The sequence below is a fragment of the Streptomyces sp. MP131-18 genome, from assembly GCF_001984575.1.
In the GTDB taxonomy this organism is placed as follows: domain Bacteria; phylum Actinomycetota; class Actinomycetes; order Streptomycetales; family Streptomycetaceae; genus Streptomyces; species Streptomyces johnsoniae.
On the sequence record NZ_LZNS01000001.1, the window covers coordinates 5,264,664 to 5,291,410 of the forward strand.

Below are 26,747 nucleotides of genomic sequence, written 5' to 3' on the forward strand. Positions count from 1 at the left end.
CCTGACCGTGGCGGCGTCGACCTCTATGGCCACGCGGACGCCGGGTACCGGGCTCATCGGGGGCTCCTCTCCGTCTCGGCCGTCTCCGTGAGGTGGGCGCGGACCGCCTCGGCGAGCTGCGTGGCCTCCCGCAGGAGTTCCGCGGTGCGCGCGGCGGTCAGGTCCGTGTCCGTGTCCGTGTCCGCGGTGGACTCGGTAACGGTCGGGTCCGGCTCTGGTGTGGTCATGGGGTCACCTGCCGATCAGCAAGTATTTTCGGGATGTACCCGTACTGTGACTGGATGGTCACTCAGGATGTAGGGTGAAACCGTGCTTTAGCTCGCGAAGTAAATGCGCTGCGCCCTGAGTTGGCGGAGAGCGCGAGGGAATCGGGAGGTCATCGGGGTGGAGGAGGACATCCCCTCGGGGAGCTTGAGTCCGCTGCACGGCTTCGGATTCGAGGTCAGGGCGGTGCGTCTGGGGCGGAAGCTGACCCAGAAGCACCTGGCGCGGGGCTCGGGTTACTCCGAGGCGTACGTGAGCAGGGTGGAGAAGGGGCAGTTGGTGCCGAGCGAACGGTTCGCGCGCGGCTGCGATGTCGTCTTCGGCACCCACGGGGTCTTCGAGCGGCTGCGGCGGCGGCTCGAAGAGAGCGATCATCCGCTGTGGTTCGTGCCCTACGTCCAGGTGGAGGAGAAGGCCGAGCGGATACTGAACTTCTCGCCGAGCCTCGTCACCGGGCTGCTCCAGACCGAGGACTACGCGCGTGCCATCTTCCGCGCCGCCCACCCGCGCGCCGCGGAGGACGTCATCGAGGGCAAGGTCGCGGCCCGGCTGCGGCGGCGGGAGGTCTTCAAGCGGGAGGACCCGCCCGCGCTGTGGGTCATCCTGCACGAGGCCGCGCTGCGCACGGCGATCGGCGGTCCGGCCGTCATGGCCGCCCAGCTCGAACAGCTCCTGCGCGCCATGGAGCAGCCGCATGTGGACATCCAGGTGCTGCCGTTCGCCTCCGGGGCGCCCGACGGGCAGATGCGGCCGTTCACCCTGCTGGGGATGCCGGACGCCGCCACGCTGCTCTACTCGGACGGGCCGCGCGGCGGTCGTGTCTACGACGCCGCGGCGATGGTCAGCCCGGCGGCCGAAATCTATGATCGGTTGCGGGCGCACGCGTCGTCCCCGGACGACTCGGCGGCCTTCGTGAAGTCCCTGTTGAAGGAGTACCGCTCGTGAACGCTGGTCAGGAGCCCGGTATCGCCGCCGCGTGGGTCAAGTCGTCCTACAGCGACGGCGACGGCGGGCAGTGTGTCGAGATGTCCCATGCGCTCGCGGGGTCCGGTGTGGTGCCGGTCCGCGATTCCAAGTCCCCCGCGGGCATACTCCTCTTCCGCGCGGGCGGCTGGTCGTCGTTCGTCGACGCCGTCAAGGAGGGGGAGTGGGCCAAGTCGTCGTACAGCGGCGGCGACGGTGGAGAGTGTGTCGAGGTGTCCCGTTCGTTCGCGGGGTCCGGTGTGGTGCCGGTCCGCGATTCCAAGTCCCCCGCGGGCGTCGTCGTCTTCCCGGCCGGCGGCTGGTCGTCGTTCGTCGAGGCGGTCAAGGAGGGCGGGCCGCTCGCCTGAGCGGTGGTGAGCCCGTGGTCAGGACGGCGGGAGACGCTGCGGGGACGATCCGCAGCACCCCACCGTGAGGAGCGCCCCATGCGCCGCACCCTGGTCACCGGACTTTCCCTCGTCACCGCCCTGCTGGGCGCGACCGCACCCGCGACAGCGTCGCAGGGGGCGGGCTGGGAGCCCGCCCCCTCCGCCCCCTGGGACACCGCCGCGGGCGAACGCTGCGCGTTCCCCGTCCACGGCGAGCCCGTCGTCGACGAGGTGGTCCAACTCGTCCTCGACACGCACCCCGACGGCACGCCGAAACGCGTGGTGTACCGCGGCGACCTGGTCGTGCGCGTCACCAACACCGAGACCGGCGCCGCCCACGACGCGGACGCGAGCGGCACCGCCGTCGTCGACTACCGCACCGACGGCTCGCAGTTCTGGTCCGTGCTCGGCCCGGTGCTGGTCGGCGTCGAGGAGGGCAACCTCGACCGCGGCCTCTACATCGTGGACGGCGTCTACACCCTCGACATCGCCGCCGACGGCTACCGCACCGTGACCATGGCCACCGGCGCCACCGACGACCTCTGCGCCCGCATCGACCAGATCGACTGAATCGTCCGGCGGTGCGGTGCTGCCGTTGCGGCCCGTGCCAGCCGAACGCGGCCCGGAAGCGGTCGCCCAGATCCCCGAGGCGCTCCACGGGCTCGTTCGCGAACACCGGGCGGAGATGGCCGGCGCCGCTCGGACCCCAGCCGGTCATGGGCGTCGCGGCGACGCGGCCGTGCCGGAAGAGCAGGTCGGACGCGGCTTCCGGGGTGAGCCCCATGGCGCTCGTGTCCACGAGCAGGGACCAGCCGCCGTGTGGCCTGACGCAGGGATAGTCGGCGAGCCGGCGAAGGACGAGATCGCGGCGCTGCTGCCACGTGCGGGTCGCGGAAGCGACGTCGGCGTCCGCGTCCGGGGCGGACAGGGCGGCGGCGACCGCCTCCTGGGCTATGCCGACCTGGCAGACGACGTTCGTCAGCCCCACCAGGTTGACGTCGGCCATGATGCTCGCGGGGCCGACGACCCAGCCCACCCGCCAGCCGATCATGCGCAGTTCCTTGCTGGCGGAGCCCACGGTGTAGGCGCGCCCTCCTTCGTCGGCCCGGGGGAGCACGCGGCGTGGGCCGCCGACGTTCCGCACCTGTACGGTGCCCCGGAGGGAGACGTCGACGCCCTCCTGATCGTCCGATACCCCCACCCCGGCCCCGCCCGGGGTGGTGAGAAGCTCCTCTTCGAACGAGCGGCGAACACCACCGTGGAGAGTGACCATGTACGCGATATCCCTGGGTGACGACGGTGCCGAGCTGCGGCCGCTCGAGCCGTGGCGGGCCGAGGAGTTCCTGGCCCACATCGACCGGGGCCGGGAGTTCATCGGCGCCTACGTCGGTCTCGCGGACGCCGTCAAGGACCTGGCGGCGAGCCGTTCCTTCCTCCTGAGGTACGCGGAGAAGACCGCCGCCGACGCCGGGCGCATCTACGGCATCTGGGCGGACGGCAAGCTCGTCGGCGGCGTGCTCTTCCGCACGATGGATGTCGCCCAGGGCACCGCCGAGGCGGGCTGCTGGCTGGAGCCGTCCGCCGCGGGCCGCGGCCTGGTGACCCGGGCCGCGCGGGTGATCATCGACTGGGCCGTCGGGGAACGCGGCATCCACCGCGTGGAATGGCTCGTCTCCTCGGCGAACCGGCCCAGCATCGCCGTGGCCCGCCGTCTCGGTATGACGAAGGAGGGCGTGCTGCGGGAGAGCTTCCTCTACCGCGGGAAGCGCCACGACATGGAGGTCTGGTCCGTCCTCGCCCCCGAATGGCGCGCGGCGCACATCAACCCCCGCCCGCTGTCCTAGCGTTCCGCCTCCCGGCCGTCTTCAGGGGAGAGGACTGCCGAGTTGAGGAGGGCACATGACAGGCGCATGGCGGCGGGCCGCCGCGACGGGTCTTGGCGGGCTGATGCTGGCGGGCGGGGCAGCGGCTCCTGCCGCGGCGCTCGGCGCCCCGCCGGGGCAGCGGTGCGTGGCGGCACCGGAGGCGGTGGCCGTTCAGCCCTACCAGCCGGTCCGGATCGCCGAGTACTGGCTGATGGCGCTGCTTCCCGAGGGCGAGCAGAACGTCATGGTCACCACCGACGCCAGCTTCGAGGAGGTGCTGGCGTTCCACCGGAACACTCCGCCCGCGGGCCTGGCCGCTGACGACATCACGGCCGCGTTCACCTTCGATCTGGAGACCGGCGTGAGCACGCTGCACGGCGGCCGGTGGCGGACCGACTGCGGACCGGCCCGGATCACGGCCGAGACGACGCGCGACGGGCGGACCGTGGAGGTCCGCGACGCCGAGCTGCTGACGCTCGACGGTGAACGCGGCTGGGGAGCGTTCTACTTCGACGGCGGCATGACCGTGCACGACCGGCTGGTCGTCACGGCGTACGACGCCGAGGGGCGGGTCTTCGACCGGGACACATGGCAGTGACCGGAACGCGGGCGCTGCCACCGACGGCGGCGGCTGCCGATGCGGAAGTGCGGGAGTCGGCCGAGGAGGAGTTCCGGGCGTTCATGGCGGTCCGCTGGACCCGCCTGCTGCGCACCGCCTATTTCCTGACCGGTAACCACCACGACGCCGAGGACCTGGTGCAGACCGCCCTGGCGAAGGCGTTCGCCAGGTGGCACCGGGTACGGCAGGCCGACGATCCGGACGCGTACGTGTGGCGCATGCTGATCAACGCCAACGTGGACCGGATGCGGCGCTTCCGGATACCCGAGTGGCTCACCAACCGGTTCCCCGAGCGGCACGCACCCGACGCGAGCGACCAGCTCGCGGTGCGCGACGCCCTGCTGGCGGCGCTGGCCCGGCTGTCCGCGCTCCAGCGGGCCGTCGTGGTGCTGCGTTATCTGGAGGACCGCAGCGAGGCGGAGGTCGCCGCGCTGCTCGGCAAACGGGTGGGCACCGTGCGCACCCACAACGCCCGCGCGCTGCGCAGGCTCCGCGGCGACGACGCGCTGCGGGAGAGCGGCGGCGAGGAGGAGAGGACCGGATGACCGGGGCCACGGAGCGGAACGACCCGCGCGACCAGGACACCGCCGCGCGGCTCGGCGAACGGCTGCACGAGCGGGCCCGCCGGCTGGAGTTGACGGCCGAACCCCCGGTCGCCGCGGTGCTGCGCCTGGGCCGGCGGGAACGGCGCCGCCGACGCGCCGTGATCAGCGCGGCGGCCGTCACCGCGCTGGTGCTGCCGCTGGGGGCGGCGGGCCTCGGCCTGCTGCCGGGCGACGCCCCCTCGGCCGCGGACTCGGCAGGACCCGCGCTGACGGTGCGACCCGGGGAACGGCTGGGGATCGGGCACGGCATCCAACTGGCCCTGCTCGGTCCTGGGGAGGTGGCGGTGGGCACCGCCGGGACGATCGACGCGGCCATGGAGTCCGCCGGGCCCCACGAGCTGGAACGTGCCGGTCTCGCCGCCTACACCCTCCCCGCCGCGGTCGAGACCGCCGGGGGCGACACCGTGCACGCGGGCACCTGGCGGGCGGCGGAGCCGCCCACCGCGCTCACCATCCGGACGGACCACGGCGAACTGGCGGCGACCCTGGTGACCCTGCCCGGCTCGCCGACCTGGGGCGCCTGGTTCGTCGTGGTACCGGGCGAGGAGGAGCCCATCCGCGGCGCCACCCTGAAGGCCCCGGACGGACACTCGCTGTACTCGACGGACTTCGCCACCCCGGAACCGGCCGACCCCCCGGCGCCCTGAAACCACGGCGATTCACGTAGTTGTATATGCGGATGAAGACCAGCAAGGGGCACGAGTCGAACCAGAGTCCGCCCAAAGCGGTGGTGCCGGAGGCCGGGGGTCCGGTCCGCCGCGCCGCATGCTCGAATCGGGAGAGGTGGCTCCGCCCGCCGAGCAGGGCATGCCGGGGCTCGCGCCCGAGTTGGGCCGCGTAGGGGAAAGTCCGTCGGACCTGCTCCTGCACGAGTGCGGGAGCGAGCCGGTGGACATGACGGACCGGACTGCCGAATCGTCCGAGCCCGCCATGTGTCGGCTGCTACGAGAGGCTTCAGGAGGCCGGGGCCGACGGCCGTTTCGACTTCGGCAGGCTGCGGCCGGCGACGGTCGGCGCGTTCCTCCTCATCGAGGGCAGCGACGAGGACCTCGCACCCTTCCGTTCCACCACCGGCACGCTGCTCGTCGACGATGTGCGGCCGTACTGCGACCGGCTCGTGGCCGCGGGTGCGGAGATCGTCTTCCCGCTCCAGGAGGTGCCCACCGGCGCCGCGTTCAACGCCGGGCACCCGGACGGAACGGTCGTCGAGTACGTGCACCACCGGCCGACCCCGCAGGGCGGGTGAGGCCGCGCCCGCCGCAGGCGTGACGCGCGGGCTTTACGAGGGGGCTCTCCTCGGGTAACTCTCCTGCATCGTCTCAACGAGGAGATGGCTGATGCAGAAGCTGACCAGGCGGGCCACCGCGCTGGCCGCGGTGGCGGGTACGGGGCTCGTGCTCGCCGCATGCGGGGGGTCGGATTCCGACGGGGCGGGCGGGGCGGCCGAGTTGACGATTTCCGCCAACGCGGTGTCCGGGGGGAAGAACACCGAGGAGGCCGAGTGGATCGAGGAGTGGGTCATCCCGCGGTTCGAGGCCGCACAGGCCGAGGCCGGGGTCGAGGTCGACGTCTCCTTCGAGCCGAGCGGCGTGGACGACGAGCAGTTCAAGACCCGCCTCGCCCTCGACCTCCAGGCCGGCTCCGGGCCGGACATCCTCACTCTGGACGGCATCTGGGTCGGCGAGTTCGCCCAGGCCGGGTACGTCGAGCCGCTGCCAGGTCTTGACTGGGAGGGCTGGGACCACATACCCGAGGCCGTTGCGCAACTCGCCGCCTACGAAGGCGAGCTGTACGGCATCCCATGGGGCACCGACGGGCGGGTGCTGTTCTACAACAAGGAGCTGTTCGCCGAGGCCGGGCTGCCCGCCGAGTGGCAGCCCGGCAGCTGGGCGGACGTCCTGGACGCGGCGGAGGCGCTGGCCGGTCTCGACGGCGTCACCCCCCTCCAGCTGAACGCGGGCACCGCGATGGGCGAGGCCACCACCATGCAGGGCGTCCTGCCGCTGCTGGCCGGAACCGGCGAGGAGATCCACGACGGGCAGGACTGGACCGGCGCGAGCCCGGGACTCACCCGCACCCTTCAGCTGTACGAGGACGTCTACGGCGGCGGGCTCGGCGATCCGGTGCTCCAGCAGGAGGCGCAGGGGCGCGACAGGTCGTTCGAGCAGTTCGCCGCGGGCGAGCTGGGCATCCTCGTCGAGGGCGACTACTTCTGGCGCAGCGTCGTCAACCCGGAGGGCGGCACCGCCCCGATGGAGAACCGGGACGACGCCGTCGGCTGGGCGCTGATCCCGGCCGCGGAGCCCGGGACGGGCATCGCCGGGCAGGACTTCGTCAGCATGTCGGGCGGCAGCGTACGGGCCGTCAACCCGGCGAGCGAGGACGCCGAACTGGCGTACGAGCTGCTGACGTTCATGAACTCGGCGGAGGCCATCACCGCGGCGGTCGAGGGCGACGCGCGGATCACCGCACGCACCGACGTCAACGAGCAGGTGCTCGCGGACGATCCGATGCTGTCGTTCGTCGCCGACGAGGTGCTGCCGCTCACCACCTACCGGCCGCCGCTCGCCGAGTACCCGCAGGTGTCGGTGCTGCTCCAGGAGGCGGCGGGCGCGGTCGCCGCGGGCGACAGCAGTCCGGCGGACGCCGCACGGGACTACGAGGAGGGCCTCGGAGAGGTTGCCGGCGGTGCCGACTGACGCCGCCGGGCTCGGGCGGCGCCGGGCGGCGGCGTTCGTCGCCCCGGCGCTGCTGCTCATCGCCGGGTTCCTCGTCCTCCCCGCCCTGTGGACGGTCTACCTCGGCGCGACCGACTACCGGCTGACCGGGCTCGCCGCCGCCGAGCCGGAGTTCACCGGCCTCGACAACGTGCGGCGGGCCCTGGACGAGGACAGTTTCACCCACTCGCTCGGCCTCACGCTCCAGTTCGTCGTCGGCTCCGCCGTGCTCGGCCAGGCCGTGCTCGGCTTCGCCATCGCCTGGCTGCTGCGCGGGCGGCGCGGCGTGCTGCGGCGGCTGGTCGAGGCGCTGGTGCTGCTGGCGTGGATCCTGCCCGGCTCGGTCGTCGCGTTCCTGTGGATCGCGCTGCTCGACCGGAACGACGGCACGCTCAACGGGCTGCTCGGCACGCCCGGCACCGCCTGGCTGGTCGAGCACCCGATGGCCTCGATCATCGTCTTCAACATCTGGCGCGGCACCGCGTTCTCGATGATGCTGTACGCCGCCGCGCTCGGCACCGTCTCGCCGACCCAGCTGGAGACGGCGCGGCTGGCCGGGGCCTCGGGGTGGCAGCAGCTGCGGGACGTGGTGTTCCCCGCGATCCGCGGGCACGTGCTGACCAACCTGCTGCTGATCAGCCTGTGGACGTTCAACGACTTCACCCCGTTCCTCCTGACCGGCGGCGGGCCGTCGGACGAGACCGAGATCATGCCCGTGTTCATCTACAAAACGGCGCTGTTCAACGGCGAACTCGGCTACGGCGCGGCCCTGTCGGTGCTGATGCTGCTGGTCAACCTCGTGATCGCGCTGGTCTACGTGCGACTGCTGCGGCAGCGCGCCCGACCGGCGAAGGCGGCGGAACGGGGGGCCGAACGGTGACGCCCGCGCGCGCCGTCCGGGTCGTCGTCCGCTACACCTTCGTGTGCGCCGTCCTCGGCTTCTTCACCCTGCCGCTGCTGTGGCTGGCGTTCGCGCCTTTCGACCGCGACCCGTCCATCGCCGCCTCGCTGCCTCAGTTCACGCTTCACAACTTCCGCGAACTCCTGGACAACGAGCAGGCGCTGCGCTCGCTGCGCAACTCGCTGGTCCTGGCCGCGGGCACCGGCGGCATCGTCGTGACGCTGGCCGCCGCCGCGGCCTACGCACTCAGCCGCGTGCGGCTGCCGGGCCGCGACGGGCTGCTGTACGCGCTGCTGCTGCTGTCCTCGATCGTCACCGGCACGGCGGCCATGGTGCCGCTGTTCAACCTGGCCTACGAACTCGACCTCATCGACTCGCAGCTCGGCGTCATCCTCGTGCTGTCCGGCGGGCTGCTGCCCAGCGCCATCTTCATCCTCAAGGACTTCACCGACACCACGCCCCGCTCCTACGAGGAGTCCGCGCGGGTCTTCGGCGCCTCGCCGCTCCAGATCGTCGCCCACATCGTCGTCCCGCTGATCCGCCCGGGCCTGGCCACCATCGCGGTGTGGTCCGTCGCCCAGGTGTGGGGCAACTTCCTGATCCCGTTCCTGCTGCTGCGTTCCCCGGAGAAGTCCCCGGCGGCGGTGGTGATGTACACGTTCTACACCGAGGGCGGGCAGCCGGACCTGGCGCTGATCTCCACCTTCTCCCTGCTCTACTCGCTGCCGGTCGTCGTGATGTTCCTCTTCGTCTCGTCCCGGTACGGATTCCGGTTCCACGGAGGGATCAAGCACTGATGGCTGCGATCGAACTGGCCGCGCTCTCCAAGGTCTACCCCGGCGGGGTCACCGCGCTGGACGCCGTGGACCTGACCATCGCCGACGGGGAGTTCTTCGCCCTGCTCGGCCCCTCCGGCTGCGGCAAGACGACCCTGCTGCGCACCATCGCAGGTCTTGAGGAGGCCACCGGCGGCGCGGTGCGCATCGGGGGCGACGACGTCACGGCGCTGCCGCCGGGGCGGCGGGACGTCGCCATGGTCTTCCAGGACTACGCCCTCTTCCCGCACATGTCCGTCTCCGACAACATCGCCTATCCGCTGCGCATCAAGAAGGTCGCGGGAGCCGAGCGGCGCGCGAAAGCGGCCGAGACCGCGGGGGCGCTGGGCCTCGGCGGGCTGCTGGAGCGCCGCCCGGGGCAGCTGTCCGGCGGCCAGCAGCAGCGCGTCGCGCTGGCCCGCGCGATGGCGTACCGGCCGCGCGCGTTCCTGCTGGACGAGCCGCTGTCCAACCTGGACGCGCGGATGCGTCTTGAGGCGCGCACGTTCCTCAAGCGGCTCCAGCGCGAGCTGCGTGTGACCTGCGTGTTCGTGACGCACGACCAGGCGGAGGCGCTGGCGCTCGCCGACCGGATCGCGGTGCTGGACGACGGGCGGGTGCGGCAGATCGGCACCCCGGCCGAGGTGTTCCGGCGGCCCGCCAACACGTTCGTCGCCTCGTTCATCGGCTCCACCCCCATGAACCTGCTGGACGGCGTCGTCACCGGCGACGGCCGCGTCGGCGTCGGCGGGGTGCCGCTGCCGGCGGGGGAGCACGGGCTGCCGGACGGGGAACGGGTCACGTTCGCCGTGCGGCCCGAGTACCTGGGGTACGGCACCGAGCCGGTGCCCGGGGCCCTGCCGGGCCGCGTCACCGTCGTGGAGAACCTGGGCAGCGCCCAGCTGGTCACGCTCGACGGGGACGCGGGCTCCGTGCAGGTCGTCGTGGACGAGGACGTCCCGGTCCCCCTCGGCGCCACGGGCTACGCGGCCCCGCGCCCCGAACGGGTGCTGCTGTACCGCCGCGACGGCGAACTGGCCGCGCCGGAGGCGCCTCATGCGGGGGCGTAGGTGGTCACCGTCACCCCGTTGTCGAAGATCTGGCGGTCCTCGGGGGCGAAGCGGGTGGGGGTGAAGGCCGTGTCGAAGGCGGGGATGCCGCTGCCGGCCACGACCGGATAGGACTTGATCACCAGCCGGTCGATCTCGGGCAGCAGCGTGCCGGCGAGCTTGCCGCCGCCGCACAGCCAGATGTCCAGGCCGTCCTGGCCCTTGAGGTCGCGCACCAGCCGAAGCGGGTCCCCGGGCACGACGGTGACGTCCGGGGACGGCGCCCGGCCGAGGCTGCGGGAGACGACGTACTGCTTCAGGTGGCCGTACGGGCTGCCGATGCCCTCGGCCAGCGCCGGCTGGTAGGAGCCAAGACCCATGATGACGGTGTCGAAGCGGCGGTTGGGCGTGTCCGTCAGCCCGAAGGCGGCGCGTGCGACGGTGGGGATCGTCTCCGGGTACCGCTCGTTCATCGCCGCCGAGTAGGCCGCGGCCTGCTCCGGCGTGCCGGTGGGGTAGAAGTCGAATTCGCCGCCGGGCCCGGCGATGCGGCCGTCGAGCGTGACGGCGACGTAGTAGACGAGCTTTCGCATATCAGATCACTCCAGTTGTAGTACTCTGCTTGTGCCGGTTGGACCGTAGTACTACATCTGGAGTGGTGTCAATGGTGCGTCGCAACGACCAGCGCAGGGCCGCGCTCACCGACGCGGCGATCGAGGCGCTGGCGGAACGGGGGGCGCGCGGGCTGACGTTCCGCGCCGTCGACGAAACGGCCGGACTGCCGCCCGGCACGGCGTCCAACTACTTCACCGACCGCGACGACCTGCTGATCCAGACCGGGCGGCGCGTGTACGAGCGGCTCGATCCGGGCGAGGAGGTGCTGCGCGAGGCCAGGTCCGGCGTTCAGGACAAGGACAAGTACCTCGCGCTCATGCGGGAGGTGGTGGGGCGCGTCAGCGGGTTCCGCAGTGGCTCCCTGGCCCTGCTCGAACTGCGCCTGGAGGCCACCCGCCGCCCCGGGCTGCGCGCGCTGCTCACCGAACGGGTCAGGGCCGACGTCGAGACGAACGTCGAGGCGCACGCCGCCTCAGGACTCCCCGGCGACGCGGTCGCGGTGAAGCTGCTGATCCTCACGCTCAACTGGCTCATCGTCGAACAGCTGACCCTCCCCGGGGTGTACGACGAGGAGGAGCGCGCTCAGCTGGTGGAGCAGGCGGTGGAGCGCCTGGTGCGGGAGCCCTCCGGGGGCGGAAGCTAGCGTTCGGCCGGGTGCTGCCGAGCGTGTCGGATCAGCTCGGGGCGTCGCCCGGGCGGAGTCCGGGGAGCGCGGGGAAAGCGACCGCCCGGCGGCGCGCCCGCGCGTCGGGGAAGACCCGGCCCACGAGGGCGAGCGCGGCGGGTGCGGCCGGCGCGGCCCCCGCCCCCTGCACGAAGCGGGCGGCCACCATCGTCGCGAACCCCGTGGCCAGCCCGGCCCACGCCGAACCGGCCGCGAACACCGCCGTGCCGATCACGAACGTCCGGCGGTGCCCCGCGGTGTCGCCCAGCCGCCCGCCGAACAGCAGCAGCCCGCACAGCGACACCGGGTACGCGCCGCAGACCAGGGCCAGCCGTTCCGCGTCGAGGTCGAGGGGCCGGCCCACGGACGGCAGCGCGACGTTGAGCACCATCATCGCCATCATCAGCGCGATCTGGACCGCGGCCAGCAGTGGGAACGCCCACCGCGCCGCGCGTGCCCCACCGTTCAGGCCGGCGGTCCCGACGTGTCCGCCGATGCCTCGGTGGCGCGGGCGTGGGCCCGGCCGCGCAGGCTCAGCAGGACGGAGGCACACAGCGCGGAGAGCACGGAGCCGAGCAGGACGGCCACCTTGACGTGCTCCTCCAGCTGCGGCGCCTCCGTGAAGGCCAGCTCGGCGATCAGCAGCGACACGGTGAAGCCGATCCCGGCGAGCATCGCACCGCCGAGCACGTCCGGCCAGGTCAGCGACGGGTGCAGCCGCGCCTTGGTGAAGCGCGCGGTCAGCCAGGTGGCGCCGAAGATGCCGATCACCTTCCCCACGAGCAGGCCGAGCGTCACGCCCAGCGCCTCCGGCTCGTGCACCATGTCGGCGAACGTGTCGCCCGAGACCTCGACCCCCGCCGCGAACAGTGCGAACAGCGGCACGGCGACCGCTGCGGAGAAGGGGTGGACGATGTCCTCGACGCGCTCGGCCGGCGACTCCTTCTCCAGCGGCCCGGTCGTGCTGCGCAGCAGCATGCCGATCGCCACGCCCGCGATGGTCGCGTGCACGCCGCTGTTGTACATGAGCGCCCAGATCGTCAGGGCCAGCGGCACGTACAGGTACCAGCCGTGCACACCCCTGCGGTGCAGCTGGTGGAAGAGGACGAGCCCGGCGAGGGCGCCGAGCAGGGCCCACAGGTTGAGCCCCGAGGTGAAGAAGATCGCGATGACGATGATCGCGATGAGGTCGTCGACGATGGCCAGCGTCAGCAGGAACGTGCGCAGCGCGCCCGGCAGGCGGCGGCCGACGACGGCCAGCACGCCGAGCGCGAACGCGATGTCGGTGGCCATCGGCACCGCCCAGCCGCCCATGTCGCCGTCGCCCACACCCACGACGGCGACGTAGACAAGCGCGGGCACGGCCATGCCGCCGACCGCGGCGATGACCGGCAGCAGCGCGGCGGCCGGCCGGCGCAGTTCGCCGACGGTCAGCTCGCGTTTCAGCTCGATGCCGGCGATGAAGAAGAAGATCGCGAGCAGCCCGTCCGAGGCCCAGTGCCCGACCGACAGCTCCAGGCCGAGGGCGGGAATGTCCAGGTGGTGGTCGCGCAGCGACAGGTAGTCGTCGGCGATCGGCGAGTTGGCCAGGAACAGGGCGAGGGCCGCGGCGATCAGGAGCATCACCCCGCCCGTGACCTCGAGGCGCAGAAACTCCGCGACGGAGCGGCGGTTGCGCTCCTCCTCGACGTTCGGGTCCCTGGCCGGGCGGAAGGAAGGCAGGGAAGGACGCGACGCCATGAAGAAGACCTTTCGGGCTGGAACGGACAAACGGCAGCATTTGCCGACCAGACTTCCCGGCGCACCACAGGTCAGACGTGCTCGCCTTGACGCTGTCTTGACACCGTACCCGCAAAAGTCCAGATATTCACTCGCGTCTCAGCTGAGATCGGTGAACGCCTCCACGGCCCGCGTCTTCCCCGTCACGATGATCACATCGCCCTGTTCCACCACCGTCTCGGCCGTCGCGTGCGTGAAGTCCTGCCCCGGCCGCTTGATCCCGACGACCGTCACACCGTGCTTGGTGCGCACCGCGCTGACGCCCAGCGGCACCCCGGTCGCCACCTCCGGCGCCACCGTCTTGACTAGGGCGTAGCCGTCGTCGAACTCGATGAAGTCCAGCATCCGGCCGGTCACCAGATGGGCCACCCGCTCGCCCATCTCGTACTCGGGCAGCACCACGTGGTGGGCGCCGAGCCGCTCCAGAATCCGGCCGTGCTGGCGGCTGATCGCCTTGGCCCAGATGTTCGGTACGCCGTCGTCCAGCAGGTTCCCCGTGACGAGCATGCTGGCCTCGATGTTCGTGCCGATCGCCACCACCGCCGTGGTGAACTCGTGCACGCCCAGCTGCCGCAGCACCTCGGCGTCTGTGCAGTCGGCCACCGCGACGTGGGTGAGGGCGTCGCTGTGCTGCTGAACGATGCGTTCATCGTCGTCGACGCCCAGCACCTCCCAGCCGCGGCGCATCAGCTCCTCGGCCAGGGAACTGCCGAACCGGCCCAGGCCGATCACGGCGATCCGCTGGTCACGGGTGTCGCGCTGCGCGTAGGTCTGGGCGAGGCGTTTGCCGCGCCGGCGGCGCAGCGAGTGCAGATGGTTGCTCATGATTATCCAATGATGGGGCGCTCTTCCGCGAGCTGGTAGCGGCGGGTGCGTTCGCGCAGGGCCAGGGCCGAGACGAGGGTGATCGGGCCCACCCGCCCGATGAACATGAGGACGATGATGATGAGCTGGGCCGGCCCCGGCAGCTCCTGGGTCAGCCCGGTGGTCATGCCCACGGTGCTGAACACCGACACCGTCTCGAAGAGCACGAGGTCGGTGCGGGCGTCCACCATGGCCAGCAGCGCGATCGTCGCCGCGATCACCACGCCCACGCCGAGCAACGCCACCGTCAGCGCCTGCCGCAGCACGTGCGGCGCGAGCTTGCGGCGGAAGACCCCGGAGGTCGGCTCGCCGCGGACCTCGGCCAGGATCGCGACGCCCAGCACCGCGAAGGTGGTGACCTTGATGCCGCCGGCCGTGCCCGCGCTGCCGCCGCCGATGAACATGAGCACATTGGTGCCCAGCAGCGTCGCCGGCTCCATCGCGGCGATGTCGGTGGCGTTGAACCCGGCGGTGCGGCTGACCGCCGAGTGGAAGAACGCGCCCAGCACCTTGTCGACCGTGTCCATCGGCCCGAAAGTGCTCTCGTTGGACCACTCGAGCCCCAGCGTCAGCAGGAATCCCACGAGCAGCAGCGCCCCGGAGACGATGAGCGTCAGTTTCAGGTGCAGCGACCAGACGCGCGACCGCCCGGTGCGGCGGCGCGCGCGGTGGCGCAGCAGCTCGATGATCACCGGGAAGCCGAGGCCGCCGAGGATCACCGCGACCGCCACGGGCGCGAGCACCCACGGGTCGCCCGCATAGGCCATCATATTGTCCGAACGCAGCCCGTGCCCCGAGTTGTTGAAGGCCGCGACCGCGTGGAAGACGCCGTGGTAGAGGGCCCGGCCGAACGGCTCGCCGTGGCCGAGTGCGAAGCGCAGCGTGAGGATCGTCGCGGTCACCGACTCCACGACGAGCGTGATCAGCCCCACCCGCAGCAGGACACCCCGGACGTCACCGATGCCGATTTTCGTCTCGGCCTGCGCGTGCAGCGTCATCCGCAGCCGCAGCTTGCCCGCGACGAGCAGCGCGAGCAGCGAGGCCAGCGTCATGATCCCGAAACCGCCGGCCTGGACCAGCAGCAGCGTCACGCCCTCGCCGAAGCCGCTCCAGTAGGTGCCGGGGTCCACCACCGGCAGGCCCGTCACGCACACCGCGGCCGTCGCGGTGAACAGCGCGGTCAGCAGTCCCGGCGAGGTGCCGTCCGCCGTGGCGAGCGGCAGGGCCAGCAGGGTAGTGCCGATGACGACGGCCGCGGCGAACGCGGTGGCCACCACGCGCGCCGGGTGGATGTCGCTGATCGTCCGGCCCATGGGGGCCAAGAGGGGCGCCACGTCGATCGCCGTTCCGTTCTGTCCGGTCGTGGTCCGCCCGGTCGGGGCCGGACCGACAACCGGCCCACCCTAACGCCGCCCTGGCATCCGCCCCCGGTTTCTTAACGCGCTCCTGGCGCTCGGCGCCGCCCGGCGGAACCGGGGGCCCCGCCCGTGCGTGAGGTATAGGGACAACCGATGAACGGGACAGGGGGCGCGGGCATGGGGGATTTCCTGGAGACCGCGGTCCGCTTCCCGGCCGTGATCTTCTCCCTGCCGCTCGCCGTCGTCCTCGTCTACTGGATGTTCTCCGTCATCTTCGGCGTGGGCACCTCGGTGGCCGACAGCGCGGAGCCGGGCGAGCCGGGCGGCTTCGCCGGGGCCCTGACGCCGCTCGGCCTGGGCGGGGTGCCCGCCGCGATCCCCGTTTCCCTGGTCACGGCCGTGGCCTGGTTCACGGCCATGGCCGGCACCGAGCTGCTCGATGCCGGCTGGCAGCGCGTGGCGACGGTGCCGGTGGCACTGCTCGCCGGGTGGCTCGGGGCGTGGCTGGTCGTACTGCCGCTGCGCCGCGCGTTCCCCGACGAGACCGGGATCTACCACAAGGACTTCGTCGGCCGGGTGTGCGTCATCCGCACCGGCCGGGTGTCGGCCGCGTTCGGCCAGGCGGAGGTCGCCGCCGACGACGGGGGCACCGCGATCATCCAGGTGCGGGCCGAGGGCCCGGAGGCCGAGGAGCTGACCTCGGGCCGGCGCGCCCTGATCTACGGCTACGAGCCGGAGGGCGCGTTCTTCTGGGTCGCGCCTTACGATTCGGGCGAGTTGGCCCCGGAGGAGAACCGCCGGCCCGCCTGAACGCGTCCTTCACCGTATCGTCCAAGGATCTTCGTATCGTTCAGGGATCTTCACGAGGGGGGCCTCAACCAGCCATGGACACCATTGGCATCAGCCTCGGCGTGCTCATCGCCGTGGTGCTGATCATCGTCATCGCGGTCGTGTTCATACTCACGCGCCTGTTCCGCAAGGTCGAGCAGGGCAAGGCGCTCATCATCTCCAAGGTCCGCAAGGTCGACGTGACGTTCACCGGCGCCCTCGTGGTGCCCGTGCTGCACAAGGCCGAGGTCATGGACATCTCCGTGAAGGCCATCGAGATCGGCCGCACCGGCAAGGAGGGCCTGATCTGCCGGGACAACATCCGGGCCGATATCCGGATCTCGTTCTTCGTCCGCGTCAACAAGACCGTCTCCGACGTCATCAAGGTGGCGCAGGCGATCGGCACGGAGCGCGGCAGCGACCGGGCGACCCTCCAGGAGCTGTTCAACGCCAAGTTCTCCGAAGCGCTGAAGACCGTCGGCAAGCACGTGGACTTCGCCGACCTCTACACCAAGCGCGAGGAGTTCCGCGACCGCATCATCGCCGTGATCGGCACCGACCTCAACGGCTACAGCCTTGAGGACGCGGCCATCGACTACCTGGAGCAGACCCCCCTCAGCGCCCTCGACAAGGACAACATCCTCGACGCCCAGGGCATCCGCAAGATCACCGAGCTGACGGCCGCGCAGCACGTCCTCACCAACGAGTTCAGGCGCACCGAGGAGAAGGAGATCACGCGGCAGAACGTCGACGCGCGCGAGACCGTCCTCGAGCTCGAACGCCGCCAGGCCGACGCGGAGATCAAGCAGAAGCGCGAGATCGAGACGACCCGGGCCCGCGAGGAGGCCGAGACCTTCCGCATCCAGTCCGAGGAGCGGCTGCGCGCCCAGACCGCCGCCATCAAGACCGACGAACAGCTCGGCGTCCAGAACGAGAACCGCGAACGCGAAATCGTCGTCGCCCGTCTCAACCGCGACCGCGTCGTCGCCGTCGAGAACGAGCGCATCGAGAAGGACCGCCTGCTCGAAGTCATCGCGCGCGACCGCGAGACGGAGCTCCAGCGCATCGCCAAGGACAAGGAACTGGAGGGCGAGAAGCGGGAGATCGCCGACGTCATCCGCGAGCGCATCGCGGTGGAGAAGACCGTGGCGCAGCAGGAGGAGGACATCAAGAAGCTGCGCGCCGTCGAGGAGGCGGAACGCGACCGGCAGGCGCTGATCATCCAGGCCGAGGCCGAGGCGCAGGAGCGCCTGGTGAAGGACATCAAGGCCGCCGAGGCGGCCGAGGCCGCCGCCGAGCACCGCGCCCGCGAGACCCTGACCATGGCCGACGCCCGCCGCAAGGCCGCCGATCTCGACGCCCAGGCGTCGATCCGGCTGGCCGAGGGCAAGCGCGCCGACGTCGCCGCCGAGGGCCTGGCCGAGGCCGAGGTGCAGGAGCGCATGGCCGACGCCATCGCCAGGACGCGGCACGCCGAGGCCGAGGCGGCCCGCGAAATGGGCCTGGTCCAGGCACACGTCGCCAAGGAGAAGGGCCTGGCCGAGGCCGAGGCCACCCGCGAGGGCGGCCTCGCCGAGGCGGGCGCGCTGCGCGAGAAGATGCAGGCGGAGGCCGTCGGCATCAAGGACAAGGCCGAGGCCATGGCCGCTCTGGACGTCGCCAGCCGGGACCACGAGGAGTACCGGCTGCGCCTTGAGGCCGAGAAGGAGGTGCGGATCGCCGGCATCGACGTGCACCGGCAGATCGCCGAGGCCCAGGCCGCGCTGGTCGGCACCGGACTGGAGAACGCCAAGATCGATATCGTCGGCGGCGACTCCGTCTTCTTCGACCGCCTCGTCGGCGCCATCTCCGGCGGCAAGAGCCTGGACGCGTTCATCGACCGCTCCGAGCACGTCCGCACCCTGGCCGGCCCTTGGCTGGACGAGAACGGCTCCACGTTCACCCGCGACCTCGGCGCCATGGTCGCCGGGCTCGGCGCGGGCGGCGTGCGGGACCTGACCCTCGCCGGGCTGCTCACCTCGCTGGCCTCCGGCGGCGACTCCACAGGACAGCTCGGCAGCCTCCTGGACACCCTGCGCGCCCAGGGCCTGGCCGATCTGAAGGTGAGCGACCTGTCCGGCGCGGGCGCCGCACCGCACGCGGCGACGACCGCCAACAACTCGGTGTCGCTGGCCAAGTAGCGGCCGACGAGCACACCAGCCAGGCAGTCACCAGTGGGGGGAACAGACGACGTGACCGACGTGACCGACGTGACGGAAGCGGCCGGCGACACCGACGTGGCGGGCGACGGCGGCAGCTACGAGGTCCTGCGCAACCGCATGCTGGCCGCGGCGGACGACCTCGCCCGCCGCGCCGAGGACCTCAACGCCCGCCGCATCCGGGCGTTCGGCGGCCTCGAACTCGAACTCGCCGCCACCGAACGGCTCCGCACCGAACGTCCCGCCGTGCCCAGCGACCTGACCCAGGTCGGCGGGCTGCTGCTGGCCGGGCACCACGACCCGGCCGGCCGCGACCTGCTCACCCTCCACCGCCGCAGCGGCCAGGCCCTGGTCCCGGCACCGCCCGACGCGGTGCCGGGGCTGCTGGCCGACCCCGCGTTCCGGCGGGACCTCGACGAGCTGTACCGCTACTTCCAGCAGGCGCGCCTCACCCGCCTGCGCACCGTGGGCCCGCTCCTGCTCGCCGTCTTCCAAACCGGCGAACAGGCCGCCGACATCCGCGTGCTGCGCTGGCGGCTGCACCCCGAGGGGCACGCCGAATACCTCGACGCCAAGGGCGAACGCGACCACCTGGCGCCCGTCGCCGAGGCCCTCACCTGGACCCCGGCCGCCCGCGAGGACCACGTCGCGGGCAAGTACCCGCACATCAGCGTCCAGGACACCCTGTACGTGTCCACCGTCGGCGGCTCCCTCACCATCAAGACCGAGAACGACACCACCACCCCCGACGGCGTCCACCGCGAGCCCGTCGACGACCCCCTCCAGTCCCTCGCCGACGCGGCCGTCGCCCACGCCCGCGTCGGCCCCCTGCTGCTGCTGCGCGTCCTGCCCTACAACGAGCGGGCGCCGCGCCACCTCGTGCACAACACCCGCACCGGGGAGATCATCCGCCTCGACGGCATCGGCCGGGACTGCCGCGTCCTGCCCGACGACCAGGGGCTGATCTTCGCCGGCGGCTACTACCTGTCCGCCGCGCCCGCCGGCTCGGCCGCGCGGACCTTCGACACCGACACCGACACGGCGGGGCTCGCGTTCGACAGCCTGGTCCGTTCGCCCAACGGCGAGGACCTGCTGTACGTCTTCCGCTCCCACCGCGACGGCGGCACCCTGCTGCTGCCCTACAACCTCATCCGCAAGGAAGTCGTCACCCCGCTGTCCGCCCGCGGCTTCGCCCTCTTCGACGACGGCACGCTCGCGCTGCTGCGCGCCGCGGGCGGCGGTTCCGAGCCGGCCCGCGCCCACCCGGTGCAGCTGTGGCGCACCCCGTTCGTCTCCGAGGCGCACGCCGCGGAACAGCCGAGGGACGACAGCCCGCTGGACCGCATCGGCAACGCCGAGCTGGTGCGCGGCATCTCCGACGCGCTGACCCTCGCCCGGCTCGCCGGCGGCCTCGAACCCCGCACCGCCGTCTTCGAGGCCGTCGCCGCCGCCTGCGACCGCCTCACCGACCAGCACCCGTGGCTGCGCCTGCCGGACCTGCCCGACCTGCACGAGCCGGTCGCCGTGCTGCGCGCCACCGCCATCGACGTCGTCGACGAGTACGCGCGCGTCCGGCAGTTGCGCGACCAGGCCCGTTCCGCCGTCGAGGAGGCGGACGCGGCCACGACCGCGCTGCTGCGCCGCGCCCGCGGCGAGGCGCACCGCACCGCGGCCGACTGGGTGGAGCTGCTGACCGACCTGCGCCGCGCCCAGGGCCGCACCGAGGCGCTGCGCGGCCTGCGCCACGCCGACACCGCCGCGATCGACGCCATCGCCGGCCGCCTGGACGAGGGGCTGACCGCCACCGGCCGCCGCGCCGTCGCGTTCCTCGCCAGGCCGGAGGCGTTCGACGACACCCTCGCCGCCACCGGCCACCTGGCCGAACGGGCCGGCGCCGCCGACAGCGTCGCGCACACCGAGCCGCTGGCCGCCGAGATCGAGGAACAGGCCGACGCGCTGCGGACCGTCACCGACGTCGTCGGCGGCCTCGACATCGCGGACGCCACCGTGCGCACCGGGCTGCTGACACGCCTTGGCGAGGTCATGGCCGCCGTCAACCGCGCCCGCGCCGTGCTGGAGGGCCGCCGCCGCGAGCTGGCCGAGTCCGAGGGGCGCGCCGAGTTCACCGCGGAGTTCGCGCTGCTCGGCCAGGCCGTCGTCGCGGGCCTCGCCGCCGCCCGCACGCCGGAGGAGTGCGACGAGCAGCTCGGGCGCCTGCTCATCCAGGTGGAAAACCTCACCGCGCGCTTCGGCGCCTTCGACGACTTCCTCGACCGGCTCACCGAGCAGCGCGAGGAGATCTACGAGACGTTCGCCGCGCGCAAGCAGGCCAAGCTCGACGAGCGGGCGCACCACGCGCAGCGGCTCGCCGCCTCCGCCGACCGGCTGCTCGCCACCCTCACCCGCCGCGCCACCGCGCTGCCCGACCAGGACGCCGTCCACACCTACTTCGCCGCCGACCCGCTCGTCGCCCGCGTCCGCGCCACCATCGGCGAACTCCGCGCCGATGGCGGCACCGTGCCCGCCGACGAGCTGGAAGGCCGCCTGGCCGCGGCCCGGCAGGAGGCCGTCCGTGCACTGCGCGACCGCGCCGACCTGTACGCGGCGGACGGCCAACTGCGGCTCGGACGGCACCTCTTCTCCGTCACCGACCAGCCTGTCGACCTGACCCTCGTGCCGCACGGCGAGGGGCTCGCGTTCGCCGTCACCGGCACCGACTACCGGGCCGCCGTGGACGATCCGGGACTGGCCGCGGTGCGCCACTTCCACGACCAGCCGCTGCCCTCGGAGTCGCCCGACGTCTACCGCGCCGAGCACCTGGCCGCCCGGGTGCTGCCCGAGGCGCTGAACGGCGGCGACCCGGCGCGGCTCGTGCTGGCCGCCGCCGAGTCCGCCTACGACGAGGGCTACGACCGCGGCGTCCACGACCACGACGCGACGGTCATCCTCACCGCGCTGCTGCGCCTGCACCGCGGCGCCGACCTGCTGCGGCACCCGCCGGACGTCCGCGCCGCCGCCCAGCTGTTCTGGGCGCACGGCTGCGCCGACGCGCAGCGCGCCGCCTGGGCCACCCGCGCCCAGTCCCTCGCGCGCGCCCGCGCCGCCTACGGCGCCGCCGCCGAGCCGCCCGTCGCCGCCCTCGCCGCGGAACTGGCCGCCGCCGTGGCCGGTTTCACGCCCGATGAGGACGTTCCCGCGGCCGTCGGCAGCTACCTCTTCGAGGAACTGGCGCGCGGCGGCCCGGTCTTCGCGACCGGCCCCGCGGCCCGCGCGCTCCTGGACGACTTCCGCGCCACGACAGGTCCTGGCGGCGTCAAGGAGCTGGCCCGCGAACTGGCGGGCCTGGGCGATGACCTGCCCGCCCGCCGCCAGCTGCTGACCGCCTGGCTCGGCGCGTTCGCCGCGAGCACGGGCCGCGGCACCACCGACCTGCCGGAGGCCGTGGCCGTCGAACTGTGCTCCACCACGCTCGGCCACCGCTTCGTCGACGCCCCGCTGACCGCCACCGCCGACGGGCTGCTCGGCAGCCACCCCAGGATCGACGGCGGCGGACTCACGCTGCGCCTGGACGAGTTCCTGACCCGCACCGAGCGGTTCCGCACCGTCCGCGCGCCCGCGCACCGCGCCTACACGCGGCGCCGCAACGCGCTGCTCGACGCGGAAAGGACCCGCATGCGGATCGCGGCCCACCGCCCGCGCGTCATGCCCGCGTTCGTCCGCAACCGCCTCCTGGACGAGGTGTATCTGCCGCTCATCGGTGACAACTTCGCCAAGCAGCTCGGCACCGCGGACGACGCCCGCCGCACCGACAGCCAGGGCCTGCTGCTCCTGCTGTCCCCGCCCGGCTACGGCAAGACCACGCTCATGGAGTACCTGGCGGCCCGCCTCGGCCTGGTCTTCGTCAAGGCGGACGGCCCCGCCCTCGGCCACGGCACCACCTCCCTCGACCCGGCCGCGGCCCCCGACGCCGCCGCGCGCCGCGAGGTCGAGAAGATCAACTTCGCGCTGGAGATGGGCAGCAACGTGCTGCTCCACCTCGACGACATCCAGCACGTCTCGCCCGAGCTGCTGCAACGCTTCATCCCGCTGTGCGACGCGCAGCGGCGCGTCGACGGCGTCCGCGCCTCCGACGGCTCGACCGCCACATTCGACCTGCGCGGCAAGCGGTTCGCGATCTCCATGGCGGGCAACCCGTTCACCGAGTCCGGCACCCGCTTCCGGCTGCCCGACATGCTGGCCAACCGCGCCGACGTGTGGAACCTGGGCGACATCACCGCCGGCCGCGCCGACCTCTTCGCGCTGAGCCACATCGAGAACGCCCTCACCGCGAACCCCGTCCTCGCGCCCCTTGCCGGCCGCGAACGCGCCGACACCGACCTGCTGGTCCGTCTCGCCCGCGGCGACGCGGGCGCGAGCGCCGACCGGCTGAGCCACCCCTACACCCCGGCCGAGCTCGACCGCGTCCTGGCCGTCCTGCGGCATCTGCTGCACGTCCGGCGCACCGTGCTCGCCGTCAACGCCGCCTACATCGCGTCCGCGGGCCAGGACGACGCCACCCGCACCGAGCCCCCGTTCCGCCTCCAGGGCTCCTACCGCGACACCAACGCGATCGCCGCCCGCATCGCGCCCGTCATGAACGAGGCCGAGCTGGACGCCCTCATCGACGACCACTACACCGCCGAGGCCAGGACCCTCACCAGCGGCGCCGAGGCGGCGCTGCTGAAACTGGCGGAGATCAGGGGCCGCCTGACCCCGGAGCAGGCCGAACGGTGGGCCACGGTGAAGCGCGCCGGAGCGGCCGGCTGAGCACGAGCACCGGGCTTCAGCCCACCAGCCGCATCGCCGCCACGACGCCGAACGCGATCGCGAACAGCGCGACGATCCGCACCGCGCCGGGGCCGACCCAGCGCCAGTACGCGCGCCGCACCCACGGCGCGTCCGGCGGCAGCGTGCGCAGCACCTCGGCGGGGGAGCGGCGCCCGCCGCCGGTCAGCTGCCACGTGCGCTGCGTGTGCAGGGCGGGCACGCGCCACGGCGGAACGCCCGCGTCCCGGCTCAACCGGTGCCGCAGGTAGGCGAGTTCGGCGCGCCAGCCGGCCTTCTGCGTTCGCGAGACCCGGCCCTCGTCCCCGCTGCGCCACTTCTGCGCACAGAACCGGAAGCACACGCACCAGCCGCCGACCAGCGGAATCCCGACCAGCACCACCGGCCAGACCTCGCCCGCGACGAGCGGCAGCATCAGCGTGATCAGGGCCGTCAGCACCAGCACGATGCCGAGCACGCCCATCGCGGCCGACCAGCGGAACGTGCGGAACGGCGCCCCGTACATGTGGCGGGCCACGTCGCCCGTCGTGTGCAAGCCCGGCACCTCGCCGGCCGCCGACGAGGCGGTGAACAGCTGCTCGATGCGGGCGCGTTCGCGCTCCTCGGCCGCCGCGTCCCCGCCCGCCGCGTCCCCGGGCGCGGCGGGCAGTGCGTACAGCTGGTCGAGCACCGCGGTCCGCTCGGCCGCGGCGGCCCGGTACGCCTCGCCGACCGGGCCGTGCGCGGGGTGCAGCCGGCGCAGGCCGAGCCACCCCGCGTACAGCGCGCCGCAGCTGACGGGCACGCCGGGCAGCAGCAGCCCCCCGTAACGGGACAGCTCGGTCAGCGGCGCGGACACCAGCGGCAGCACCACGAGCGAGGCGGCGAGCACCGAGCCGAGCGCGATCAGCAGGTCGCCGCCGCCGGAGCGCCGCAGGTGTTCGCGTTCGAGCCCGGTCAGCCGCTCGTTGCGGGCGCGCAGCTCGGCGAGCAGCGGCTCGTCGTTCACGGCGCCCTCACTTCGGTCCTGGCCGGGACCGTGCCCTGCCGCTTCGCGGCCTGCTCCCGCTCGGCCGCGTCGAACGACAGATGGCGCGCCACGTACGCCAGGTGCCCGCTGTAGGTGTCGAGGAACCGCAGCGTCGGGGTGGCGATCGAGACGTAGACGCTGTAGTCGCGCGGCGCGGGCACGGCCAGCTGGAGGAAGCCGACGCCGATCGCGGGCGGCGGCCCGGTGCGCGTGTCACCGGCCTCGGTGCGGGGGAACGTCACCGACCGCAGCGAGATCGACGTCACGCCGGGGCCGCAGGGCAGCCGGGACGCCAGCAGCGTGTCCTGCGGGCCCTGAAGCCCCTTCGCCTCCGGCTGGTCGATGTCCGCCGGCTTCTCGGTGGCCTGGCCGAAGTACTCCTCCTTCTTCGCCTGGTAGATGCTCTCCGCCGTGACCAGCGCGCTGTCGTGGCGGGTGGCCAGGACGGCGACGCTGAGGAAGCCGAGGCTGAGCGCGCCGTCCTCAAGGCCCGCGCACAGCGCCGACTTGACGACGCCGTCGCGGCTGATCAGCGGGTGCAGGCGCGGCAGGTGCCGGCCCACCTCGGCGAGCACCTCCTCGGGCGCGCCGGGCAGCAGCCGTTGCACGGCGTCGCCCCACTCGTCCGGCGAGGGCGTGTCCGGCAGCGGCACGTAGTCGTCCGGGATACGCGAGACGAACGCGTAGTCCAGCGCGGAGACGACCTCCTCCGCGCCCGGCCCGTTCGGCGTGGTCGGCCCATCCGGTGTGGTCGGCCCGTTCGGCGTGGTCACGCGACCACCCCCACGTCCTGCCGGGACAGGCCGCTGGTGAAGGCGGTCCCGGCCGAGGTCAGCGCCTGCGAGGCGTTGAACGGGCGGGTGCCGGGGGAGGCCGCCGACGCGGCCTGCGCGTCCCCGCCGTCCTCGCTCATCGCGTCGCCCACCGTGTCGCCCGCGGAGATCCCCAGGTCCCCGAGCGGGCCGATGACCGGGATGTCGTTCCACGTGGTGCCGTCGGCCTCCATCCGCCGGTTCTGGCTGGCACCCCACGCGCCCAGGCCCCCGATCAGGCCGACGACCTCGAACATGCGCCCGGAGGCCAGCATCACCCAGCCGTCCATGCTCTGCCCCATGCCGCGGAACCAGTTGCCCGCGCCGCCGATGGCGCGCATCGACCGCCCGGCGGCGATGCCGACCCGGCCCGCGTTGGCGAACGCGCCCCCCACGATGCCGATACCGGCCGCGAACACGCCGATCGCGTCCAGGCCCAGGTCCATCCAGCCGACATCGGCGCCGCCCGCCATGGCGATGCCGTGGAAGACCAGCGCGCCGAGCGAGGCCCACGCGCCGATCGTCGCCGCCCACGAGCCGATCGCCACCACCAGCGCGGGCAGCGCGGCGCCGCCGGTGACCGCGATCAGCGTGGCGATCAGGATGACCGCGCAGATCACCCCGGCGATGGCGGCGATATCGCTGAACAGGTCGCCGATCAGCTTCCACGTGTCCGGGTCCATGAGGAACTCGACGACGCCGCCGATGAAGTCGCCGATCTTGTCGAACAGGCCGGGCTCCGGCGGCGCCTCGTCCGCGGCGTTCGCCAGCCGTCCCGCGGTGGCGTCCGAGGCGGAGATGTACTCGGAGTTCAGGCCCTGGGCCCGGCTCCTGATCTCCTCAAGCGCCGCGTTCGCCGAGGTGAGGGCGCCCTGCCGGCGTTCGGCGTCCTCCTCGTGCCGCTCCAGCTCGTCGTCGTCCATCCCCTCGGTGTCCGAAGGCAGCCCGTCGACCTGCGCCTGCGCCGAACTGACCGCCTGCTGGGCCGAGGCCGCCTCCTCCTCCAGGGCCCTGGCCCTGGCCTGGAAGCCGTCCAGGTCGTTCGCCCACTGCTCCAGGGCCCTGGCCGCGGCATCCAGGGAGTTCACGGCCCGCTGGAGGTAGGGCGGCAGCTCGTCGAAGGACTCGGTGAACGCGTCGGCGGACCGCCCCACCCAGATGCCGTTGGAGGAGTTGATCGCCGAGAGCGTGGTGTGCGTCGTGGAGCCCTGACTGGTGACGTCGCGGATGGTCCGCGCGACCGTCTCCGCCGCGTCCAGGTCACCGGGGCACGGGTCGAAACCGAGGTGCGGGTAACGGTCGCTCACGCCGCACCGCCGCCCTCGCGCAGCGCGCGCTCCAGGTCCTCGTCCGTGACGTTGAAGGTGTCGGCCGCGTTGTTGGCGACATCGCCTATGCCCCGCGCCAGCTCGGAGAGCTGGCCGAATCCGTAGTCCCAGGAGTCCGCGAACTCGTCGCACCGGCCGGACAGCGCCGGCGGGCCGATCCGGCCGGCGTCCGTGTCGGCCAGCGAGCGCGACGCGGTGCGCATGTCCTCGCCGCTCGACTCCAGTTTCCGGGCGAGTTCCCGGACGTCGTCCTCCAGGAAGCGCAGAAATGACACGATGTC

Annotated in this window: 26 protein-coding genes and 2 pseudogenes; 17 read left to right on the top strand and 11 right to left on the bottom strand. The window is 72.8% G+C overall.

The genetic code is table 11. The features are described 5' to 3' along the window. Positions 1-53: 53 nt before the first annotated feature. On the bottom strand, positions 54-227 hold the full coding sequence (locus tag STBA_RS37965) for a hypothetical protein (protein WP_171987771.1): 174 nt from the start codon (positions 225-227) through the stop codon (positions 54-56). A gap of 157 nt (positions 228-384) precedes the next feature. Here STBA_RS37965 and STBA_RS23855 point away from each other — a divergent pair, with 157 nt between their 5' ends. The 3 genes from STBA_RS23855 (at position 385) to STBA_RS23865 (ending at position 2,186) form a co-directional block, all read left to right on the top strand. After that, a complete protein-coding gene (locus STBA_RS23855; protein WP_077061199.1) occupies positions 385-1,209 on the top strand; it encodes a helix-turn-helix transcriptional regulator in 825 nt (274 codons plus the stop codon). After that, entirely contained in the window at positions 1,206-1,595 is a 390-nt protein-coding gene (locus tag STBA_RS23860) for a DUF397 domain-containing protein (RefSeq protein WP_171987772.1), read from the top strand. Before STBA_RS23855 ends, STBA_RS23860 begins: the two co-directional genes overlap by 4 nt. A 78-nt stretch (positions 1,596-1,673) precedes the next feature. Further along, positions 1,674-2,186, top strand: coding sequence for a hypothetical protein (locus STBA_RS23865; protein WP_077061200.1), 513 nt, complete (start codon positions 1,674-1,676; stop codon positions 2,184-2,186). A gap of 169 nt (positions 2,187-2,355) precedes the next feature. Here the strand turns inward: STBA_RS23865 and STBA_RS38980 are convergent. Next, positions 2,356-2,667, bottom strand: a pseudogene (locus STBA_RS38980) (aminotransferase class I/II-fold pyridoxal phosphate-dependent enzyme); the annotation flags it as partial. A gap of 36 nt (positions 2,668-2,703) precedes the next feature. Between STBA_RS38980 and STBA_RS38985 the strand changes: the two are divergent. The 10 genes and pseudogenes from STBA_RS38985 to STBA_RS23915 all read left to right on the top strand — a co-directional run. After that, positions 2,704-2,910 (top strand): annotated as a pseudogene (locus STBA_RS38985) (hypothetical protein); the annotation flags it as partial. After that, positions 2,888-3,460 carry a GNAT family protein gene (locus tag STBA_RS23875; protein ID WP_077061201.1) on the top strand — a complete coding sequence of 191 codons (573 nt, stop codon included), beginning with the start codon at positions 2,888-2,890 and terminating at the stop codon, positions 3,458-3,460. The pseudogene STBA_RS38985 and the gene STBA_RS23875, both read left to right, overlap by 23 nt. Positions 3,461-3,515: 55 nt before the next feature. After that, positions 3,516-4,079 (top strand): hypothetical protein, encoded by a 564-nt coding sequence (locus STBA_RS23880; protein WP_077061202.1) that lies wholly within the window; start codon positions 3,516-3,518, stop codon positions 4,077-4,079. Beyond that, complete coding sequence (locus STBA_RS23885) at positions 4,070-4,645, top strand: SigE family RNA polymerase sigma factor (RefSeq protein ID WP_253194945.1); 576 nt, start codon at positions 4,070-4,072, stop codon at positions 4,643-4,645. The genes STBA_RS23880 and STBA_RS23885 overlap by 10 nt, the downstream gene beginning before the upstream one ends. Beyond that, the gene (locus STBA_RS23890; protein ID WP_077061203.1) at positions 4,642-5,352 is read left to right on the top strand and encodes a hypothetical protein; all 711 of its coding nucleotides are present in this window, start codon (positions 4,642-4,644) and stop codon (positions 5,350-5,352) included. The genes STBA_RS23885 and STBA_RS23890 overlap by 4 nt, the downstream gene beginning before the upstream one ends. A gap of 446 nt (positions 5,353-5,798) precedes the next feature. Further along, on the top strand, positions 5,799-5,951 hold the full coding sequence (locus STBA_RS38375) for a hypothetical protein (protein ID WP_216355955.1): 153 nt from the start codon (positions 5,799-5,801) through the stop codon (positions 5,949-5,951). A gap of 91 nt (positions 5,952-6,042) precedes the next feature. Continuing rightward, on the top strand, positions 6,043-7,404 hold the full coding sequence (locus STBA_RS23900; RefSeq protein ID WP_077061205.1) for an extracellular solute-binding protein: 1,362 nt from the start codon (positions 6,043-6,045) through the stop codon (positions 7,402-7,404). Then, positions 7,394-8,302, top strand: coding sequence for a sugar ABC transporter permease (locus tag STBA_RS23905; protein WP_171987773.1), 909 nt, complete (start codon positions 7,394-7,396; stop codon positions 8,300-8,302). The genes STBA_RS23900 and STBA_RS23905 overlap by 11 nt, the downstream gene beginning before the upstream one ends. Beyond that, positions 8,299-9,120 carry a carbohydrate ABC transporter permease gene (locus tag STBA_RS23910; protein WP_077061207.1) on the top strand — a complete coding sequence of 274 codons (822 nt, stop codon included), beginning with the start codon at positions 8,299-8,301 and terminating at the stop codon, positions 9,118-9,120. The genes STBA_RS23905 and STBA_RS23910 overlap by 4 nt, the downstream gene beginning before the upstream one ends. Further along, entirely contained in the window at positions 9,120-10,208 is a 1,089-nt protein-coding gene (locus STBA_RS23915) for an ABC transporter ATP-binding protein (RefSeq protein ID WP_077061208.1), read from the top strand. The genes STBA_RS23910 and STBA_RS23915 overlap by 1 nt, the downstream gene beginning before the upstream one ends. On the opposite strand, the gene STBA_RS23920 is transcribed toward STBA_RS23915, so the two are convergent. After that, on the bottom strand, positions 10,193-10,780 hold the full coding sequence (locus STBA_RS23920; protein WP_077061209.1) for a deaminase: 588 nt from the start codon (positions 10,778-10,780) through the stop codon (positions 10,193-10,195). The genes STBA_RS23915 and STBA_RS23920 overlap by 16 nt on opposite strands. A gap of 71 nt (positions 10,781-10,851) precedes the next feature. On the opposite strand from STBA_RS23920, the gene STBA_RS23925 reads away from it, so the two are divergent. Next, complete coding sequence (locus STBA_RS23925) at positions 10,852-11,445, top strand: TetR/AcrR family transcriptional regulator (protein WP_077061210.1); 594 nt, start codon at positions 10,852-10,854, stop codon at positions 11,443-11,445. A 31-nt stretch (positions 11,446-11,476) separates the two neighbouring features. Here STBA_RS23925 and STBA_RS23930 read toward each other — a convergent pair whose 3' ends face one another. From STBA_RS23930 to STBA_RS23945, 4 genes are all read right to left on the bottom strand, one after another. Continuing rightward, on the bottom strand, positions 11,477-12,019 hold the full coding sequence (locus STBA_RS23930; RefSeq protein WP_077061211.1) for an MFS transporter: 543 nt from the start codon (positions 12,017-12,019) through the stop codon (positions 11,477-11,479). Next, complete coding sequence (nhaA, locus tag STBA_RS23935) at positions 11,932-13,206, bottom strand: Na+/H+ antiporter NhaA (protein ID WP_079252131.1); 1,275 nt, start codon at positions 13,204-13,206, stop codon at positions 11,932-11,934. Before nhaA ends, STBA_RS23930 begins: the two co-directional genes overlap by 88 nt. 138 nt (positions 13,207-13,344) lie before the next feature. Continuing rightward, on the bottom strand, positions 13,345-14,070 hold the full coding sequence (locus tag STBA_RS23940) for a TrkA family potassium uptake protein (RefSeq protein ID WP_171987774.1): 726 nt from the start codon (positions 14,068-14,070) through the stop codon (positions 13,345-13,347). 2 nt (positions 14,071-14,072) lie between these two features. After that, on the bottom strand, positions 14,073-15,443 hold the full coding sequence (locus tag STBA_RS23945) for a potassium transporter TrkG (protein WP_253194947.1): 1,371 nt from the start codon (positions 15,441-15,443) through the stop codon (positions 14,073-14,075). 177 nt (positions 15,444-15,620) lie between these two features. Here STBA_RS23945 and STBA_RS23950 point away from each other — a divergent pair, with 177 nt between their 5' ends. The 3 genes from STBA_RS23950 to STBA_RS23960 all read left to right on the top strand — a co-directional run bounded on the left by STBA_RS23950 (position 15,621) and on the right by STBA_RS23960 (position 23,299). Further along, complete coding sequence (locus tag STBA_RS23950) at positions 15,621-16,277, top strand: hypothetical protein (RefSeq protein ID WP_216355956.1); 657 nt, start codon at positions 15,621-15,623, stop codon at positions 16,275-16,277. Positions 16,278-16,351: 74 nt separating this feature from the next. Next, complete coding sequence (locus STBA_RS23955; protein ID WP_077061214.1) at positions 16,352-18,475, top strand: SPFH domain-containing protein; 2,124 nt, start codon at positions 16,352-16,354, stop codon at positions 18,473-18,475. A gap of 138 nt (positions 18,476-18,613) precedes the next feature. After that, positions 18,614-23,299: a DNA repair ATPase gene (locus STBA_RS23960; RefSeq protein WP_079252465.1), complete on the top strand. Its 4,686-nt coding sequence runs from the start codon at positions 18,614-18,616 to the stop codon at positions 23,297-23,299. 16 nt (positions 23,300-23,315) lie between these two features. Here STBA_RS23960 and STBA_RS23965 read toward each other — a convergent pair whose 3' ends face one another. From STBA_RS23965 to STBA_RS37970, 4 genes are read right to left on the bottom strand one after another with little or no spacing between them, the layout of a single operon-like run. Further along, positions 23,316-24,305, bottom strand: coding sequence for a hypothetical protein (locus STBA_RS23965; RefSeq protein WP_077061215.1), 990 nt, complete (start codon positions 24,303-24,305; stop codon positions 23,316-23,318). Next, complete coding sequence (locus tag STBA_RS23970; protein WP_077061216.1) at positions 24,302-25,099, bottom strand: hypothetical protein; 798 nt, start codon at positions 25,097-25,099, stop codon at positions 24,302-24,304. Before STBA_RS23970 ends, STBA_RS23965 begins: the two co-directional genes overlap by 4 nt. Further along, on the bottom strand, positions 25,096-26,445 hold the full coding sequence (locus tag STBA_RS23975; RefSeq protein WP_079252132.1) for a WXG100 family type VII secretion target: 1,350 nt from the start codon (positions 26,443-26,445) through the stop codon (positions 25,096-25,098). The genes STBA_RS23970 and STBA_RS23975 overlap by 4 nt, the downstream gene beginning before the upstream one ends. Continuing rightward, the gene (locus STBA_RS37970) at positions 26,442-26,741 is read right to left on the bottom strand and encodes a hypothetical protein (RefSeq protein WP_077063554.1); all 300 of its coding nucleotides are present in this window, start codon (positions 26,739-26,741) and stop codon (positions 26,442-26,444) included. Before STBA_RS37970 ends, STBA_RS23975 begins: the two co-directional genes overlap by 4 nt. Positions 26,742-26,747 lie beyond the last annotated feature (6 nt).